General features: G+C 72.6%; 1 protein-coding gene. It reads left to right on the top strand.

Annotation, left to right across the window (positions count from 1 at the left end; all coding sequences use genetic code 11):
- On the top strand, window positions 1-1,442 hold a 1,442-nt coding region (locus IJH84_RS16995; protein WP_295146136.1), incomplete at its 5' end, for a tetratricopeptide repeat protein.
- Between the last annotated feature and the right edge of the window lie 432 nt (window positions 1,443-1,874).

The raw sequence follows: 1,874 nt of genomic DNA, 5'->3' as shown, positions 1-1,874 counted from the left end.
GTTCCGCGGCCGAGCCGGACGCTGCCCGCGAACTCGCCGAACTCTGCGGCGGGCTGCCGCTGGCGCTGCGCATCGCGGCCGCCCGGCTGGCCGCGAACCCGGCGCGCGGCGTGGCCGACCTGGTGCACGAGCTCACCGACGAGAGCAACCGGTTGCACGGGCTGGACATCGACGACGCCGACACCAGCGTGCGGCGGGCGTTCGACATCTCCTACCGGAACCTGCATCCGGTGCACGCCAGCACGTTCCGGCTGCTCGGGCTGGTGCCCGGGCAAACGTTCACCGCGCAAGCAGTGGCAGCGCTGTGCGAGACCGACTCGGCGGGCGCCTACCGCAGGTTGCGCGCGCTGGCGCTGGCGCACCTGGTCACCGAGACCGAGCCGGACCGGTTCGGGATGCACGACCTGCTGCGGCTGTACGCGCGGGAACTGCTCAACACTCCGGAGGAGCGGACGGGCGAGCGGGACGGCGGCGCGTTGCAGCGGTTGCTGCACTACTACCTGGTGGTCTCCGACCACGCCCGCAGGTTCCTGCGGCCCGCGCGGGACGACGTCGACTTCTCCGGCGACTCCACCTTCGAGCAGCCCGCCATCCGCAACCGCACCGAAGCGCTGGCCTGGTTCGACGCGGAATGGCCGAACCTGGTCGCCGCGGTGCGCCCCGCGAAGGCCCAGGGCCTGCACCAGCACGCCTGGCAGCTGGTGCGCTGCCAGTTCAACTACCTGGTGGTGCGCTGCCCCTGGGAGGACTGGATCCAGGTCTACGGGGACGGGCTGGAATCCGCCCGGCTCGCCGCCGACCCGATCGGCCAGGTGCTGAGGCCCGCCGGGCTCGGCGTCGCCTACGCCCGCAGCGGGCGGCACGAGGAGGCGCTGGTGCACTACGCGGAGTCCTACCGCTGCGCGGTCGCCACCGGCAGCCCCAGCTGGCTGGCGATGGCGCAGGTCAACATGGGTGCGGTGCTGTTCAGGATGCAGCGCTACGCGGAGGCGCAGGTGCACTGCCGGGACGCGCTGCGGGTGTACCGCACGCTGGGCGACCGCTACCGCGAAGCGGGCGCGCTGAACAACCTCGCCCAGGTCGAGCAGGCGGGCGGGCACCTCGCCGAAGCCCTGGAGCACCTGCTGGAAGCGGTCGTGATGTACCGCGAGGCCGACGACCTGGAGACGTTGTCGATGGTGCTGAACAACTGCGGCGAGGTCAGCATCGAACTCGGCAGGCTCGCCGACGGCGAGAACTACCACCACGAAGCGCTGGACGTGGCGCAGCGCTGCGGCTCTGCGATGCACCAGGCGTCGGCCTACCTGGGGCTCGGCGACGCGGCGCACGCGCGGGGCGATCGGTCGGTTGCGCAGACCCGCTGGGAGACCGCGCTGTCCATCTACGAGACCAGCGGCTCGCCGCGCGCCGAGCAGGCGCGGTCCAGGCTGGACAGTCTCTGAACCGGCGTTTTTGCTGCTCAGGGGAGCGTTTAGCGGACGTTTAGCCGACGTCTAGCCCGCGCTGGGAGCTTGTCTTGCGTGCGGGTCGGCGAGTTCGGATCCGCACCGGGCGGCTCCTGGGGGATCCGAGGGGGATGCCGCCCGGCCGTCCCGGCGCGTACCCGCGGCGGCGGGTGCCGGCCGGGGTGGCCGCTCCGGGGGGAGCGGAACATCCGGGACACCGGATGGACGTGGGGGTGGGTGCGGACCTTTGGCGTGAACGGGGTGGTCCAAAGGTCCGCACTTCGTCCGTGGCGGAGCCGTGCACGGCTGCCGCGGGATCACGGGGACTCAGCGGCCGCAGCGCGCTCACCGCTCCCGGGACGACTCGGTTTCGCGGGTGCGTCCGGGCGCCGCGGAGCAGAGCCGTTCGAGCTGCGGCCGCTTCGGGCC

This window comes from Saccharopolyspora sp. (genome assembly GCF_017434145.1).
GTDB classification, from domain to species: Bacteria; Actinomycetota; Actinomycetes; order Mycobacteriales; family Pseudonocardiaceae; genus Saccharopolyspora_C; species Saccharopolyspora_C galaxeae.
Note: the sequence above shows the minus strand (reverse complement) of the source record. Positions and strands in the feature narration are given on the sequence as shown.